The sequence below is a fragment of the Pontibacter populi genome, from assembly GCF_040278685.1.
GTDB lineage: Bacteria > Bacteroidota > Bacteroidia > Cytophagales > Hymenobacteraceae > Pontibacter > Pontibacter populi.
This window is the reverse complement of the sequence record NZ_JBEOKT010000012.1, coordinates 54956-67550: the sequence shown is the minus strand read 5'-3', so window position 1 is coordinate 67550 and position 12595 is coordinate 54956. Positions and strand designations below refer to the sequence as shown.

The window sequence follows — 12595 nt, the reverse complement described above, 5'->3', positions numbered from 1 at the left end:
TTACAAAAATGAATCAGAAAATAAGAATTAAATTAAAGTCTTACGATCACAATTTAGTTGATAAGTCATCTGAGAAGATCGTTAAAGCAGTAAAAGCAACAGGTGCTATAGTTAGTGGTCCAATTCCACTTCCTACAGAAAAGGATAAGTTCACTGTACTTCGTTCACCACACGTAAACAAGAAGTCGCGTGAGCAGTTCCAGCTGTGCACATACAAAAGACTAGTTGATATTTATTCAACAAGCTCTAAAACTGTAGATGCATTAATGAAACTTGAATTACCAAGTGGTGTTGATGTAGAGATCAAAGTTTGATAAGCACATTTTGTAAATAAAAAGAGAACCATAGCAATGTGGTTCTCTTTTTTTATGGGCTGATTAAGAATATTTTACAGAAGAGTTGTAAAGAGATATTAATTTTTCTTAACTTTGCACTCCCTTAGCTATAGCTGGGGGGTAATATTATTATATCCATCTAAAAAAACAAGTTGAATGCCTGGAATTATCGGTAAAAAAATCGGAATGACAAGCCTCTTCACACCAGATGGTAAAAACATACCAGTTACGCTTATTCAAGCTGGACCGTGTGTTGTTACTCAGGTGAAGACGGTAGAAAACGATGGCTATGCTGCAGTACAGCTTGGCTTCGGTGACAAGAAGTTAAAGAGAGTAACTAAAGCGGAAGCAGGTCACTACAAGAAAACTAATACGGCTCCTAAGAAAAAGGTTGCAGAATTTGATGCCGAAGGGTTGTCACTGAATGCAGGAGATGTGGTTGATGCCAACCTATTCATTGAAGGGGAATTTGTTGACGTTGTAGGAACATCAAAAGGTAAAGGTTTCCAGGGCGTTGTAAAGCGTCACGGATTTGCCGGTGTTGGTGGTCAAACACACGGTCAGCATAACAGGGCTAGACACCCAGGTTCTATTGGTGCATGTTCTTGGCCATCAAGAGTATTCAAAGGAATGCGAATGGCAGGTAGAACAGGTGGTAACAGAGTTACAATCCAGAACCTGACAATCATGCGCGTAATCGCTGATAAAAATCTTTTAGTAGTTAGTGGCTCTGTTCCAGGTGCCAAAAACTCTTACGTTTTAATCGAGAAATAAAATGGAGCTTTCTGTATTGAATATAAAAGGTGAAGATACAGGTAGAAAGATCGCTCTTTCTGATGCTGTGTTTGGCGCTGAGCCGAATCAGCATGCAATGTATCTTGACGTGAAACAGTACTTGGCTAATCAAAGACAAGGAACACATAAATCTAAAGAGAGAAATGAAGTTGCCGGATCTACTAAAAAGATCAAGAAGCAAAAAGGTACCGGTGGTGCCAGAGCTGGTAGCATAAAGTCTCCTTTATTTGTTGGTGGTGGTAGAGTATTCGGTCCTAAGCCAAGAAACTATAGCTTTAAGCTGAACAAAAAGCTTAAAACTGTTGCAAGAGTATCTGCCCTGTCTCTTCTGGCAAAAGATAATAAAGTTGCTCTATTGGAGTCATTCTCATTAGAGTCTCCTAAGACGAAAGACTTTATTGCTATCCTGAACAATATCAAATCTACTGGTAAGACTTTATTTGTAATACCAACAGCAAATGATAATATAGTTCTGTCAGGTAGAAACATACCTAAAGTTAAAGTGGCAACTGCTGCGGATCTTAATACTTACGACCTGCTTAATGCTGAGCGCGTGGTGTTAGTTGAAGAATCAGTGAACATTATCGAAAACCTTTTAAGCAATAAGTAATGAACGTACTTAAAAGACCGCTTGTGACGGAAAAATACACTGCCATGAACGAAGTAGGAAAGTATGCTTTTGAGGTTGAGAAGAAAGCCAATAAAGTAGAAATCAAAAAGGCAGTAGAAAAGCTTTATGGTGTAACTGTGACTAGTGTTGCAACCATGAGATCAATAGGAAAAGTAAAGACGAAATACACTAAATCTGGTGCAGTTTCAGGTCGTACTTCTGTGATCAAAAAAGCAATAGTAACCTTGAAAGAAGGTGAAATGATAGATTTTTATAGCGGAATATAATTAATCAGCAATGGCTTTAAAAAAACTAAGACCAACAACACCAGGTCAAAGATTTAGAGTAGCGCCGGCATTCGATGAAATTACGGCATCAGCTCCTGAAAAATCTTTGTTGGCACCATTAAAAAAATCTGGTGGACGCAATGATCAAGGTAAAATGACTATGCGCTATATGGGCGGTGGTCATAAGCGTAAGTACAGAATGGTTGATTTCAAAAGAACGAAGCATGGCGTGCCTGCAACGGTGAAATCAATTGAGTACGATCCAAACCGCACGGCCCGTATAGCATTAGTATACTATGCTGACGGTGAGAAGAGCTATATTATAGCTCCAACTGGTATCGAAGTAGGTTCAGTGATAATTTCTGGTCCAGGTAATGCTCCTGAAATTGGTAACTGCCTTCCTTTATCTGATATTCCTCTAGGTACAATCATCCACAATATAGAGTTACAGCCTGGCCAGGGTGCAATCCTAGCTAGAAGTGCAGGATCATATGCACAGCTTGTAGCACGTGAAGGTAGATATGCCACTATCAAATTGCCTTCTGGCGAATTGAGAATGGTACTTGTTAACTGCTATGCAACAGTTGGAACGGTTTCTAACTCTGACCATATGAATGTTAAGATCGGTAAAGCTGGTCGTAACAGATGGTTAGGTAAGCGTCCAAGAGTACGTGGTGTTGCGATGAACCCAGTCGATCACCCTATGGGTGGTGGCGAAGGTAAGTCTTCAGGTGGTCACCCTCGCTCACGTAAAGGCTTATACGCTAAAGGTCTTAAGACCAGAAACAAGAACAAGTTTTCTGAGAAGTTAATAGTTAATAGAGGAAAGAAATAATAAATGGCTAGATCATTAAAAAAAGGGCCTTATATTGACTATAGGCTCGAGAAGAAAGTAGTTGCGATGAATGAAGCCGGCAAAAAGACGGTTATCAAAACATGGTCGCGCAGATCAATGATTTCTCCTGATTTCGTTGGACACACCTTTGCAGTACATAATGGTAATAAATTTATACCTGTGTATGTAACTGAGAACATGGTAGGTCACAAGCTTGGTGAATTTGCACCAACCAGAAACTTCAGAGGTCACATAGCTAAAAAAGATAAAGGCAAGCGATAATCATGGAAGCAGTAGCTAAATTAAACAATGTGCCTACGTCTCCACGAAAGATGAGATTAGTGGCCGATATAATACGCGGTAAAAGCGTAGCAAAAGCCTTAGGTATCCTTAAGTTCGAGCCAAATTCGGGTGCAGCAAGGTTAGAGAAGCTTCTTTTATCTGCTTTATCAAACTGGCAACAGAAGAATGAAGATGCTCAGATAGAAGATGCAAACCTGTATGTGAAATCAATCTTTGTAGATGAAGGAAAGATGTTAAAGCGTCTTCGCCCAGCTCCGCAAGGTCGCGGTTACCGCATCAGAAAGAGATCTAATCATGTTACTCTTGTAATCGATAGCATGACTGAAGAGCAACTTGAGCAAAAATCAAAGAAATCTAATAAAGCCAATAAGTAAGAATATGGGACAGAAAGTAAATCCGATCGGTTTTCGCCTAGGAGTTATCAAAGGTTGGGATTCTAACTGGTACGGCGGCAAAGATTTCGCTGAGAAACTTGTTGAAGACGAGAAGATCAGAAAATATATTTTAGCTCGTATCCCTAAAGGTGGTATCTCTAAAATAATAATCGAAAGAACACTTAAGCGTATCACTATTACCATTAACACTGCCCGTCCGGGTGTTGTAATTGGTAAAGGTGGTCAGGAAGTAGATAAGATTAAAGAAGAACTTAAGAAGCTTACAAACAAAGATGTTCAGATCAACATTTTTGAAATTAAGCGTCCTGAGTTAGATGCTAAACTGGTTGGCGAATCTATTGCTCAGCAGTTACAAGCTCGTATCTCTTTCCGTCGCGCCATGAAGCAGGCAATTGCTTCTGCTTTACGTGTAGGTGCAGAAGGTATCAAAGTGCAGGTATCAGGTCGTTTAGGCGGAGCTGAGATGGCACGTACAGAGCACTACAAAGAAGGTAGAACTCCACTACATACACTTCGTGCTGATATTGATTATGCTTTATCTGAAGCTCAGACTGTTTACGGTAAGCTAGGAATTAAAGTGTGGATCTTCAAAGGTGAAGTTTATGGTAAGAAAGATCTTACTCCAAATGCCGGATTAGAAAGCAAAGGACCAGGATCTTCTCAGGGAGGTGACAGACGCAATGCAGGAGGCAACCGCAAGAAAACAGACGGTGGTGCGCCAAAACGCAGAGACAACAAGCGTCGTCAGTAATTGATTGTTAACATTATAGAGTTTTAGAAAATGTTACAGCCGAAAAGGACTAAATATAGAAAAATGCAGAAAGGTCGTGTGACTGGACTTGCTCATAGAGGAAGCACCATTTCATTCGGATCATTCGCAATAAAATCTCTTGAAGCATCTTGGATCACAAGCCGCCAAATAGAAGCAGCTCGTATCGCGATGACAAGAGCAATGAAACGTGAAGGCCAGGTTTGGATCAGAATTTTCCCAGACAAGCCTATTACCAAGAAGCCTGCAGAGGTTCGTATGGGTAAAGGTAAAGGTTCGCCTGAGTATTGGGTAGCCGTTGTTAAACCAGGTACTATCATGTTTGAATCTGATGGAGTATCTCTTGAAGTTGCAAAAGAATCATTAAGATTAGCAGCACAGAAGTTACCTGTTAAAACAAAGTTTGTAGTACGTAGAGATTACGTTGAGAAGTAGTAATATGAAAAATTCAGAAATAAAAGCTTTGTCTTTAGAGGAACTACAAGAGAAGCTTAACACTGAGAAGACCAACATGCAGAACCTTCGTTTTGCTCATGCCATATCTCCATTGGAAAACCCAATGAAAATCCGTGAGTCCAAAGCAACGATTGCACGTCTGAATACAGAGTTGCGTCGTCGTGAAATTGAAGCTAACTCTTAATACTTAAATAAAATGGAAGAGAGAAATCTTAGAAAAGAAAGAAGTGGTAAGGTTGTTAGTAACAAAATGGACAAATCTATCACTGTGCTTGTTGAAAGCAAAATGAAACACCCGATGTACGGGAAGTTTGTAAGCAAGTCCAATAAGTTCATGGCTCACGACGAAAATAATGAGTGCAATATCGGTGATACGGTACGTATTCAGGAAACTCGTCCGCTTAGCAAGAACAAGAACTGGCGTTTAGTTGAAATCATAGAAAGAGCTAAGTAAGATGATACAGCAAGAATCAAGATTAACTGTAGCTGACAACAGTGGTGCAAAAGAAGTACTTTGCATCCGTGTCCTGGGTGGAACAGGAAAGAAATACGCATCAATCGGTGATCGTATAGTTGTAACTGTAAAGTCTGCCTTATCTTCTGGTAACATCAAGAAGGGAACGGTTTCTAAAGCTGTGATTGTTAGAACGAAAAAAGAAATCAGAAGAAAAGATGGTTCTTATATTCGTTTCGATGACAATGCTGCTGTTCTGCTTAACGCGAACAATGAACCACGCGGTACGCGTATTTTTGGTCCAGTAGCTCGTGAACTTCGTGAAAAACAATTCATGAAAATCGTTTCACTTGCGCCTGAAGTTCTATAAATCCTAATTCTCAGTAAAGATGAATAAGAAAAAACTTCATGTTAAGACTGGCGATACGGTTAAAGTAATTGCTGGTGACGAACGCGGTAAGACAGGCCGTATCACATCTGTTTTAACAGATAAAAATAAAGTAGTAGTAGAAGGATTAAACCTGGTAACGAAGCATACCAAACCAAGCGCAAAAAATCCTCAAGGCGGTATCGCTAAAGTAGAAGCTCCGATTCATGTGAGCAATGTAACTATAGTTGATCCAAAGACTGGTGAAAAAACCAAGACTGCCAATAGGAAGAACAGCGCCGGTAAAACTGAACGTTACTCTAAAAAGACAGGAGAAGTAATCTAATATGGCAACTTCAAGATTAAAAGAAAAATATCAGTCGGAGGTAATTCCTGCCCTGAAAGAAAAGTTCCAGTACAAGAACGTAATGCAGGTGCCTAAGATCACTAAGATCTCTATCAACAGAGGTATTGGTGCAGCTGTAGCTGATAAGAAGCTTGTGGATATCGGAGTAGATGAGCTGACGACTATCACTGGTCAGAAAGCAGTAGCAACTATAGCTAAGAAATCTGTATCGAACTTCAAACTTCGTGAAGGTATGCCAATCGGAGCTCGTGTTACACTAAGGGGACAGAAAATGTATGAATTCCTTGACAGACTTCTTACTATCGCGCTTCCACGTGTACGTGACTTCAGAGGAGTAAATGATAAAGGATTTGATGGCAGAGGTAACTATACTTTAGGTATCAAAGAACAAATCATTTTCCCAGAGATAAGCATTGACAAGATAAAATCCATAAGTGGTATGGACATAACTTTTGTAACAACAGCTAACACTGATGAAGAAAGTTATGAACTGTTGAAAGCTTTTGGTATGCCTTTTACAAACATTAAAAAGTAACAGCAATGGCAAAAGAAGCAGTAAAAGCAAGAGAGCTTAAAAGACAGAAAATGGTAGCAAAGTATGCTGCTAAAAGAGCTGAGCTTAAAGCAAAAGGAGATTATGAAGGCTTAGATAAATTACCTAAGAATGCGTCTCCTATCAGATTGCACAACAGATGCAAACTATCTGGCAGACCACGTGGATACATGAGAAAGTTCGGAATATCGCGTGTATTGTTTAGAGAACTTGCTCTAATGGGTAAAATTCCTGGTGTAACAAAGTCGAGCTGGTAATTTTTCAATTATCTATAGAATAGATAAAGAAAAATAATTATCTTTGCGGCTCGCTTATAAAAAAGCGATCATTATTTAAGTCATTCATAATGAACTCAGATCCAATAGCAGATTATTTAACTAGAGTGCGTAACGCTATAAAAGCGAACCACCGCATAGTTGAAATACCATCTAGCAAAATCAAAAAGGAAATAACAAAAGTACTGTACGACAAAGGGTATATTCAAAGTTACAAGTTTGAAGACTCAGCTGTACAGGGTACCATCAAAATAGCTTTGAAGTATAATCCTTCAACTAAACAATCTGCGATTGTTAAGTTAGAGAGAATTAGCAAGCCAGGGCTTCGTAAATATGCTGGGGGTGATGAGCTGCCACGCGTATTGAATGGTTTAGGTGTAGCCATCGTTTCAACTTCTAAAGGCGTGATGACTGACAAGGAAGCACGCACGCAGAATATTGGCGGTGAAGTATTATGTTTTGTTTACTAAGTAAGGAGGAGAGACAATGTCACGTATAGGAAAATTGCCAATCACCCTGCCAAGCAATACAGAAGTATCAATTGATGACAAGAATGTAGTAACTATAAAGGGACCTAAAGGTACTTTGACTACACCTGTTGATTCTGATATAATTGTAAAAACAGAAGATAATCTGATCATCGTTGAAAGACCAACAGAACAAAAGCGTCATAAAGCAATGCATGGTCTTTACAGATCATTGATCAATAACATGATCATTGGTGTAAGTGAAGGTTATAAAGAGCAGCTTGAGCTTGTAGGTGTTGGTTATAAAGCATCTGTTCAAGGTCAGGTACTTGAGCTTTCATTAGGTTATTCACACAACATATTCGTTGCACTTCCTGCAGAAGTTTCAGTTAATGCTGTTACTGAAAAAGGTAAAGCTCCGGTTGTTACTTTAGAAAGTAACGATAAACAGCTTTTAGGCCAGGTGGCTGCAAAAATCAGATCACTTCGTAAGGTTGAGCCTTACAAAGGAAAAGGTATCCGATTTGTTGGTGAAGTTGTAAGAAGAAAAGCTGGTAAGACAGCATCTAAATAATCATCATCATGTCTGCTAATAAAGTACAAAGAAGATCAAGAATTAAGAAAAGCATCAGAAGAAAGGTTGCTGGAACGTCTGAAAGACCAAGGCTATCTGTATTCAGAAGTAATCGTGTAATTTATGCACAGATTATTGATGATGTTGCAGGTGTAACACTTGCAGCTGCTTCCTCAGCTAAATTAGATGATGCTACGAAGGCTAATGTTGAAACCGCTACTAAAGTTGGTAAAGAAATAGCTTCGAAAGCCCTGGAAAAAGGTATTACGCAAGTAGTATTCGATAGATCTGGCTACCTGTATCATGGTAAAGTTAAATCATTGGCTGAAGGAGCTAGAGAAGCTGGCCTTAAATTCTAAAATATTATGTTGAAGAACAATATACGTAGTGTAAAGGCTAGCGAAATCGAACTAAAGGAGAAAGTAGTAGCTATAAACAGAGTTGCCAAAGTAGTTAAAGGTGGTAGAAGATTTAGCTTCGCTGCTATAGTTGTTGTTGGTGACGGAAATGGCGTGGTAGGTTACGGATTAGGTAAAGCTAATGAAGTAACTGACGCTATTGCTAAAGGTATTGATGATGCTAAGAAGAACTTAGTTAAAGTTCCTCTTTATCATCACACTGTGCCACACCCAATGGAAGGCAAATACTCAGGAGGTTATGTACTGGTTAAGCCAGCTGCTGCCGGTACTGGTGTTATTGCTGGTGGTGCAATGCGTGCTGTGCTTGAAAGTGCCGGTATTAAAGACGTACTTTGCAAGTCAAAAGGATCTTCTAACCCGCACAACGTGGTAAAAGCTACTTTTGATGCTTTAGCAAAAATGCGTGACCCATTAGCTGTTGCTCAGCAAAGAGGTGTTAATTTACAGAAAGTATTTAATGGTTAATGTCATGGCGAAAGTAACTATCACACAAGTTAAAAGCATTATTGACAGACCTAAGAACCAGAAGCTTACTATCCAGGCTTTGGGATTAGGGAAAATCAATAAATCAGTAACTGTAGAGTATACACCACAGATTGCTGGTATGGTTAATAAAGTTCAGAATTTGATCGTAGTAAAAGAACAATAAAATGTATTTACATTCATTACAACCTGCTGAAGGAGCTGTAAAGTCTAGAAAAAGACTTGGCCGTGGTACCGGATCTGGTAGAGGTGGTACTTCTACTAGAGGTCACAAAGGTGCGAAGTCTCGTTCAGGCTACTCGCAGAAATCAGGATTTGAAGGTGGTCAGATGCCACTTCAAAGACGTGTTCCTAAGTATGGCTTCAAGAACATTAACAGAGTTGAATACAAAGGTATAAACTTGGATGTTCTTCAGTCATTAGCTGAGAGCACAGGAGAAACTGTTCTTAACTTTGATTTCTTCAAAGCTCATGGACTTGTTTCTAAGAACGATAAAGTAAAAGTATTAGGTAGAGGTGAGTTAAATAAAGCAGTTGAAGTTCATGCTCATGCTTTTTCTCAATCAGCTACATCAATAATTGAAAAAGCAGGCGGTAAAACAGTAGCTATCTAATAGGTATGAAGAAGTTTTTAACAACAATAAAGAACATATTTGCTATTGATGATCTACGAGTTAGAATACTCAATACAATCGGTTTTATAGCAATATTCAGACTTGGTTCTTATGTTGTTCTTCCTGGTATAGATCCTAATCAATTAAAGGCTAACACTTCGGGTTTATTCGGTTTGTTGGATACTTTCTTAGGTGGTGCATTTAGCAATGCATCCATCTTTGCATTAGGTATCATGCCATATATATCGGCTTCGATTGTACTTCAGCTATTAACAATTGCTGTTCCCTATTTTCAGAAAATGCAGAAGGAGGGTGAGTCCGGTAGAAAGAAAATCAACCAGATCACCCGAGTTCTTACCATTGTAATTACTTTAGCTCAGGCTGTAGGCTTTGTTGCAACTATAAACAGTGAAGCAATAGCAATTAATACAACCTTATTTACCATTACATCGATGATCGTGCTTACAGCAGGTACTATCTTCTGTATGTGGTTAGGTGAAAAGATCACAGATAAAGGTATAGGTAATGGTATATCCATGCTTATCATGATCGGTATCGTTTCAAGATTCCCTGGCGCTATTGCTGCAGAATTCTTGTCGAAACAACTGAATGGAGCTTTGTTGTTCTTATTTGAATTGGCAGTTCTTTTCTTCGTTGTGATGTCAGTAGTAATGTTAACTCAGGCTATCAGAAGAATTCCGGTACAGTATGCTAAGCAGGTAGGCGGAAGCTCATTATACAGTGGTCAGCGTCAGTTTATACCATTAAAAGTAAATGCAGCTGGTGTAATGCCAATCATCTTTGCTCAGTCACTAATGTTCCTGCCATCTATGATCGCTGGTATGTGGGCTGATACAAGTGAAACTGCTAACTATATCGGATCAACTTTTTCAGACTTCACTTCCTGGCAGTATAATCTGGTGTTTGGCCTTCTGATATTAGTATTTACGTACTTTTATACTGCAATTAGTGTTGATCCTAACAGAATAGCAGATGATCTGAAAAGAAGTGGCGGATTTATACCTGGTGTAAAACCGGGCCGTGCAACTTCTGAATACATCGATGCTATCTTAACTCGAATCACATTACCTGGTGCTATTTTTTTAGCCCTTGTAGCAATCTTCCCAGCAATAGCAATGTTGTTTGGAGTTACAAGAGAGTTTTCACAGTTCTTCGGTGGTACATCCCTTATCATTATGGTTGGTGTTGTACTTGATACTCTTCAGCAAATTGAAAGTTACCTGCTTATGCGCCATTACGATGGAATGATGAAGTCAGGAAAGTTGCGAGGTAGAACTGAGAATATAGCGATGGTATCTTAATAAATGATATTTTATAAAACTGAAGAAGAAATTGAGCTAATTCGCCAGGGTGCTTTGATATTAGGCAAAGCCCATGGCGAAATAGCTTCTCTTATAAAGGAGGGTGTTACAACTGCTGAACTTGATAAAAGAGCAACAGAATTTATTAAAGATCACGGAGCACAACCTTCATTTTTGAACTATAATGGCTTTCCTTATAGTTTATGTATTTCACCCAATGCTGTTGTCGTACACGGATTTCCGGGTAAGCATCAGTTAAAAGAAGGCGATATTATCTCCGTTGATTGTGGTGTGTACTTCAAAGGTTTTCATAGTGACTCGGCCTATACACATGCTGTAGGTAATGTATCAGAAGAGATTCAAAAACTGCTGAGAGTTACAAAAGAAAGCTTAGAAAAAGGAATTGAAAAGGCTGTTGTAGGTAATAGACTTGGTGATATAAGCCAGGCAGTTCAACAGCATGCTGAGACAAACGGTTTCAGTGTAGTAAGAGAGTTAGTCGGGCACGGTGTTGGGCGTAATTTGCACGAAGCACCAGAAGTTCCTAACTATGGGAAGAGGGGGCAAGGCATTAAACTACAGGAAGGATTAGTTCTTGCTATTGAGCCAATGATCAATCTAGGAACACGAAATGTTGTTCAGGAAGATGATGGTTGGACTATCAGAACAAGAGACAAAAAACCTTCTGCTCATTTTGAGCATACGGTAGTAGTAAGAAAAGGTAAAGCAGAAGTATTAACTACTTTTGATTATATAGACAAAGCTAAAAACTTATAAATGGCCAAGCAGTCATCTATAGAACAGGACGGGACAATTATAGAAGCATTATCAAATGCTATGTTTCGTGTAGAACTTGAAAACGGGCATCAATTAATTGCTCATATTTCTGGAAAGATGAGAATGAATTATATTAAAATTCTTCCTGGAGATAAAGTAAAATTGGAGATGTCCCCTTATGATTTAACAAAAGGTCGGATTGTTTATCGATATAAATAAATACAATGAAAGTTAAAGCATCAGTAAAAAAGAGAAGTGCTGAATGTAAAGTTATCCGCCGCAAGGGGAAGCTTTATGTGATCAACAAGAAAAATCCAAGATACAAACAAAGACAAGGATAATTAAATAAGTATGGCAAGAATAGCAGGAGTAGATATTCCGGATAACAAAAGAGGAGAGATCGCTTTAACCTATATCTTTGGTATAGGCCGCAATCTTTCAAAATCTATCTTAACCAAAGCCGGGGTGGATCTTGACAAAAAGGTGAAAGACTGGACTGAAGATGAGTCCAATGAGATCAGAAATATTATTGCTTCTGAGCATAAGACTGAAGGTGTTTTAAGATCTGAAGTTCAGTTGCATATTAAGCGTCTTCTTGATATCGGTTGCTACCGTGGTTTAAGACACCGTAAAGGTCTACCAGTTCGTGGACAGCGTACCAAAAATAACTCTCGTACGAGAAAAGGTAAGCGTAAGACAGTTGCAAACAAGAAGAAAGCTTCTAAATAATTAATTGATCATGGCTCAGAAAAGAAAAGACAAAGCTAAAAAGCGTGTAGTAGTTGTGGAAGCAACTGGCCAGGTACACATTAAAGCTTCTTTCAACAATATCATTATCTCAGTAACCAACAATGCAGGTCAGGTAATATCTTGGGCTTCTGCTGGTAAAATGGGTTTCAAAGGTTCTAAAAAGAACACTCCTTACGCTGCACAGATGGCAGCTTCGGATTGCGCTAAGGTTGCTTATGACCTTGGAATGCGTAAAGCTGAAGTTTTTGTTAAAGGCCCTGGCGCAGGTAGAGAGTCCGCTATCCGTACTGTGCAAAATTCAGGTATCGAGGTAACTACTATCAAGGATGTTACTCCACTACCACACAACGGATGTCGTCCTCCAAAACGCAGAAGAGTTTAATTTTAA

27 protein-coding genes are annotated in these 12595 nt (G+C 39.0%); all 27 read left to right on the top strand.

Features of this window, described 5'->3' with window-relative positions:
- The first annotated feature begins 8 nt into the window (after nt 1-8).
- The 27 genes from rpsJ (at nt 9) to rpsK (ending at nt 12589) form a co-directional block, all read left to right on the top strand.
- On the top strand, nt 9-314 hold the full coding sequence (gene rpsJ, locus ABS362_RS13640) for a 30S ribosomal protein S10 (protein ID WP_007654312.1): 306 nt from the start codon (nt 9-11) through the stop codon (nt 312-314).
- A gap of 177 nt (nt 315-491) precedes the next feature.
- Entirely contained in the window at nt 492-1109 is a 618-nt protein-coding gene (gene rplC, locus ABS362_RS13635) for a 50S ribosomal protein L3 (RefSeq protein ID WP_350413058.1), read from the top strand.
- A gap of 1 nt (nt 1110) precedes the next feature.
- Nucleotides 1111-1740 carry a 50S ribosomal protein L4 gene (gene rplD, locus ABS362_RS13630; protein WP_350413057.1) on the top strand — a complete coding sequence of 210 codons (630 nt, stop codon included), beginning with the start codon at nt 1111-1113 and terminating at the stop codon, nt 1738-1740.
- Nucleotides 1740-2027 carry a 50S ribosomal protein L23 gene (gene rplW, locus ABS362_RS13625; protein WP_350413056.1) on the top strand — a complete coding sequence of 96 codons (288 nt, stop codon included), beginning with the start codon at nt 1740-1742 and terminating at the stop codon, nt 2025-2027. The genes rplD and rplW overlap by 1 nt, the downstream gene beginning before the upstream one ends.
- A gap of 10 nt (nt 2028-2037) precedes the next feature.
- Entirely contained in the window at nt 2038-2862 is an 825-nt protein-coding gene (gene rplB, locus ABS362_RS13620) for a 50S ribosomal protein L2 (RefSeq protein WP_350413055.1), read from the top strand.
- Between the two features lie 3 nt (nt 2863-2865).
- Nucleotides 2866-3144: a 30S ribosomal protein S19 gene (rpsS, locus tag ABS362_RS13615; protein WP_340326858.1), complete on the top strand. Its 279-nt coding sequence runs from the start codon at nt 2866-2868 to the stop codon at nt 3142-3144.
- Between the two features lie 2 nt (nt 3145-3146).
- On the top strand, nt 3147-3539 hold the full coding sequence (gene rplV / locus ABS362_RS13610; RefSeq protein ID WP_350413054.1) for a 50S ribosomal protein L22: 393 nt from the start codon (nt 3147-3149) through the stop codon (nt 3537-3539).
- A gap of 4 nt (nt 3540-3543) precedes the next feature.
- Complete coding sequence (gene rpsC, locus ABS362_RS13605; RefSeq protein ID WP_350413053.1) at nt 3544-4311, top strand: 30S ribosomal protein S3; 768 nt, start codon at nt 3544-3546, stop codon at nt 4309-4311.
- A 30-nt stretch (nt 4312-4341) separates the two neighbouring features.
- On the top strand, nt 4342-4764 hold the full coding sequence (gene rplP, locus ABS362_RS13600; protein WP_350413052.1) for a 50S ribosomal protein L16: 423 nt from the start codon (nt 4342-4344) through the stop codon (nt 4762-4764).
- 4 nt (nt 4765-4768) lie between these two features.
- Nucleotides 4769-4969 (top strand): 50S ribosomal protein L29, encoded by a 201-nt coding sequence (gene rpmC, locus ABS362_RS13595; protein ID WP_162346216.1) that lies wholly within the window; start codon nt 4769-4771, stop codon nt 4967-4969.
- 12 nt (nt 4970-4981) lie between these two features.
- Nucleotides 4982-5239: a 30S ribosomal protein S17 gene (gene rpsQ, locus ABS362_RS13590; RefSeq protein ID WP_350413051.1), complete on the top strand. Its 258-nt coding sequence runs from the start codon at nt 4982-4984 to the stop codon at nt 5237-5239.
- Between the two features lies 1 nt (nt 5240).
- Nucleotides 5241-5609: a 50S ribosomal protein L14 gene (rplN, locus tag ABS362_RS13585; RefSeq protein WP_162427707.1), complete on the top strand. Its 369-nt coding sequence runs from the start codon at nt 5241-5243 to the stop codon at nt 5607-5609.
- A 19-nt stretch (nt 5610-5628) separates the two neighbouring features.
- Nucleotides 5629-5952, top strand: coding sequence for a 50S ribosomal protein L24 (gene rplX / locus ABS362_RS13580; RefSeq protein ID WP_350413050.1), 324 nt, complete (start codon nt 5629-5631; stop codon nt 5950-5952).
- Nucleotide 5953: 1 nt separating this feature from the next.
- Entirely contained in the window at nt 5954-6508 is a 555-nt protein-coding gene (rplE, locus tag ABS362_RS13575; RefSeq protein ID WP_350413049.1) for a 50S ribosomal protein L5, read from the top strand.
- A gap of 5 nt (nt 6509-6513) precedes the next feature.
- Complete coding sequence (gene rpsN, locus ABS362_RS13570; protein WP_340326864.1) at nt 6514-6783, top strand: 30S ribosomal protein S14; 270 nt, start codon at nt 6514-6516, stop codon at nt 6781-6783.
- A gap of 89 nt (nt 6784-6872) precedes the next feature.
- The gene (gene rpsH / locus ABS362_RS13565; protein WP_350413048.1) at nt 6873-7271 is read left to right on the top strand and encodes a 30S ribosomal protein S8; all 399 of its coding nucleotides are present in this window, start codon (nt 6873-6875) and stop codon (nt 7269-7271) included.
- 16 nt (nt 7272-7287) lie between these two features.
- The gene (gene rplF / locus ABS362_RS13560) at nt 7288-7842 is read left to right on the top strand and encodes a 50S ribosomal protein L6 (RefSeq protein ID WP_350413047.1); all 555 of its coding nucleotides are present in this window, start codon (nt 7288-7290) and stop codon (nt 7840-7842) included.
- An 8-nt stretch (nt 7843-7850) separates the two neighbouring features.
- Nucleotides 7851-8201, top strand: coding sequence for a 50S ribosomal protein L18 (gene rplR / locus ABS362_RS13555; RefSeq protein WP_350413045.1), 351 nt, complete (start codon nt 7851-7853; stop codon nt 8199-8201).
- A 6-nt stretch (nt 8202-8207) separates the two neighbouring features.
- A complete protein-coding gene (rpsE, locus tag ABS362_RS13550; RefSeq protein WP_350413044.1) occupies nt 8208-8726 on the top strand; it encodes a 30S ribosomal protein S5 in 519 nt (172 codons plus the stop codon).
- Between the two features lie 4 nt (nt 8727-8730).
- Complete coding sequence (rpmD, locus tag ABS362_RS13545; RefSeq protein ID WP_238395661.1) at nt 8731-8910, top strand: 50S ribosomal protein L30; 180 nt, start codon at nt 8731-8733, stop codon at nt 8908-8910.
- Between the two features lies 1 nt (nt 8911).
- Nucleotides 8912-9358 (top strand): 50S ribosomal protein L15, encoded by a 447-nt coding sequence (rplO, locus tag ABS362_RS13540; protein WP_350413043.1) that lies wholly within the window; start codon nt 8912-8914, stop codon nt 9356-9358.
- A 5-nt stretch (nt 9359-9363) separates the two neighbouring features.
- Entirely contained in the window at nt 9364-10680 is a 1317-nt protein-coding gene (gene secY / locus ABS362_RS13535; RefSeq protein WP_350413042.1) for a preprotein translocase subunit SecY, read from the top strand.
- A 3-nt stretch (nt 10681-10683) separates the two neighbouring features.
- Nucleotides 10684-11457: a type I methionyl aminopeptidase gene (map, locus tag ABS362_RS13530; protein ID WP_350413041.1), complete on the top strand. Its 774-nt coding sequence runs from the start codon at nt 10684-10686 to the stop codon at nt 11455-11457.
- On the top strand, nt 11458-11676 hold the full coding sequence (gene infA, locus ABS362_RS13525; protein ID WP_162346229.1) for a translation initiation factor IF-1: 219 nt from the start codon (nt 11458-11460) through the stop codon (nt 11674-11676).
- Nucleotides 11677-11681: 5 nt separating this feature from the next.
- Complete coding sequence (gene rpmJ, locus ABS362_RS13520; RefSeq protein ID WP_007654264.1) at nt 11682-11798, top strand: 50S ribosomal protein L36; 117 nt, start codon at nt 11682-11684, stop codon at nt 11796-11798.
- Nucleotides 11799-11808: 10 nt separating this feature from the next.
- The gene (gene rpsM, locus ABS362_RS13515; protein ID WP_162346230.1) at nt 11809-12186 is read left to right on the top strand and encodes a 30S ribosomal protein S13; all 378 of its coding nucleotides are present in this window, start codon (nt 11809-11811) and stop codon (nt 12184-12186) included.
- Between the two features lie 10 nt (nt 12187-12196).
- Nucleotides 12197-12589, top strand: a complete 393-nt coding sequence (gene rpsK / locus ABS362_RS13510) for a 30S ribosomal protein S11 (RefSeq protein WP_137759957.1) — start codon at nt 12197-12199, stop codon at nt 12587-12589.
- The last annotated feature ends 6 nt before the right edge of the window (nt 12590-12595 follow it).

Bases quoted from the DNA above. Each gene is read 5' to 3' on its own strand.
- rpsN (WP_340326864.1), top strand. From the start codon at position 6,514: ATGGCAAAAGAAGCAGTAAAAGCAAGAGAGCTTAAAAGACAGAAAATG.
- rplP (WP_350413052.1), top strand. From the start codon at position 4,342: ATGTTACAGCCGAAAAGGACTAAATATAGAAAAATGCAGAAAGGTCGT.
- rpsQ (WP_350413051.1), top strand. From the start codon at position 4,982: ATGGAAGAGAGAAATCTTAGAAAAGAAAGAAGTGGTAAGGTTGTTAGT.
- rplW (WP_350413056.1), top strand. From the start codon at position 1,740: ATGAACGTACTTAAAAGACCGCTTGTGACGGAAAAATACACTGCCATG.
- rplE (WP_350413049.1), top strand. From the start codon at position 5,954: ATGGCAACTTCAAGATTAAAAGAAAAATATCAGTCGGAGGTAATTCCT.
- rplV (WP_350413054.1), top strand. From the start codon at position 3,147: ATGGAAGCAGTAGCTAAATTAAACAATGTGCCTACGTCTCCACGAAAG.
- rplO (WP_350413043.1), top strand. From the start codon at position 8,912: ATGTATTTACATTCATTACAACCTGCTGAAGGAGCTGTAAAGTCTAGA.
- rplF (WP_350413047.1), top strand. From the start codon at position 7,288: ATGTCACGTATAGGAAAATTGCCAATCACCCTGCCAAGCAATACAGAA.
- rpmJ (WP_007654264.1), top strand. From the start codon at position 11,682: ATGAAAGTTAAAGCATCAGTAAAAAAGAGAAGTGCTGAATGTAAAGTT.
- rplX (WP_350413050.1), top strand. From the start codon at position 5,629: ATGAATAAGAAAAAACTTCATGTTAAGACTGGCGATACGGTTAAAGTA.
- rpmC (WP_162346216.1), top strand. From the start codon at position 4,769: ATGAAAAATTCAGAAATAAAAGCTTTGTCTTTAGAGGAACTACAAGAG.
- rplC (WP_350413058.1), top strand. From the start codon at position 492: ATGCCTGGAATTATCGGTAAAAAAATCGGAATGACAAGCCTCTTCACA.
- rplR (WP_350413045.1), top strand. From the start codon at position 7,851: ATGTCTGCTAATAAAGTACAAAGAAGATCAAGAATTAAGAAAAGCATC.
- rpsK (WP_137759957.1), top strand. From the start codon at position 12,197: ATGGCTCAGAAAAGAAAAGACAAAGCTAAAAAGCGTGTAGTAGTTGTG.
- secY (WP_350413042.1), top strand. From the start codon at position 9,364: ATGAAGAAGTTTTTAACAACAATAAAGAACATATTTGCTATTGATGAT.
- rplD (WP_350413057.1), top strand. From the start codon at position 1,111: ATGGAGCTTTCTGTATTGAATATAAAAGGTGAAGATACAGGTAGAAAG.
- rpsJ (WP_007654312.1), top strand. From the start codon at position 9: ATGAATCAGAAAATAAGAATTAAATTAAAGTCTTACGATCACAATTTA.
- rplB (WP_350413055.1), top strand. From the start codon at position 2,038: ATGGCTTTAAAAAAACTAAGACCAACAACACCAGGTCAAAGATTTAGA.
- rpmD (WP_238395661.1), top strand. From the start codon at position 8,731: ATGGCGAAAGTAACTATCACACAAGTTAAAAGCATTATTGACAGACCT.
- infA (WP_162346229.1), top strand. From the start codon at position 11,458: ATGGCCAAGCAGTCATCTATAGAACAGGACGGGACAATTATAGAAGCA.
- map (WP_350413041.1), top strand. From the start codon at position 10,684: ATGATATTTTATAAAACTGAAGAAGAAATTGAGCTAATTCGCCAGGGT.
- rpsH (WP_350413048.1), top strand. From the start codon at position 6,873: ATGAACTCAGATCCAATAGCAGATTATTTAACTAGAGTGCGTAACGCT.
- rpsE (WP_350413044.1), top strand. From the start codon at position 8,208: ATGTTGAAGAACAATATACGTAGTGTAAAGGCTAGCGAAATCGAACTA.
- rplN (WP_162427707.1), top strand. From the start codon at position 5,241: ATGATACAGCAAGAATCAAGATTAACTGTAGCTGACAACAGTGGTGCA.
- rpsC (WP_350413053.1), top strand. From the start codon at position 3,544: ATGGGACAGAAAGTAAATCCGATCGGTTTTCGCCTAGGAGTTATCAAA.
- rpsS (WP_340326858.1), top strand. From the start codon at position 2,866: ATGGCTAGATCATTAAAAAAAGGGCCTTATATTGACTATAGGCTCGAG.
- rpsM (WP_162346230.1), top strand. From the start codon at position 11,809: ATGGCAAGAATAGCAGGAGTAGATATTCCGGATAACAAAAGAGGAGAG.